Raw genomic sequence first — 238 nt, 5'->3', positions numbered from 1 at the left:
GCGGCAGACGGAAAGTTGGGAACCGCGCAGTAGCTGCCGTTCCAACCCTTGAGTTAATCTGGGACATAGGACGCTGATGACCTCGTAGGCTTATCCCCGCCAAATTTGATGTTGTCGTAGATCACATGGCATTCAAGCGTGTCGAAGCAGCGCGGGCCGTAGCTATGCTTCTCACAGCGCAACGGCCGTTCCACCGGCTTGTAGTTCCTCTTCGCCGAGAGGGCAGGATCGCGCTCGG

At 58.0% G+C, this 238-nt stretch carries 1 protein-coding gene; it reads right to left on the bottom strand.

The features are described from left to right. Positions 1–53: 53 nt before the first annotated feature. On the bottom strand, positions 54–238 hold a 185-nt coding region (locus tag ACQG3P_RS23220; RefSeq protein ID WP_426806357.1), incomplete at its 5' end, for a hypothetical protein.

Source organism: Stenotrophomonas sp. SrG (assembly GCF_050031795.1).
Lineage (GTDB): Bacteria > Pseudomonadota > Gammaproteobacteria > Xanthomonadales > Xanthomonadaceae > Stenotrophomonas > Stenotrophomonas rhizophila_A.
Note: the sequence above shows the minus strand (reverse complement) of the source record. Positions and strands in the feature narration are given on the sequence as shown.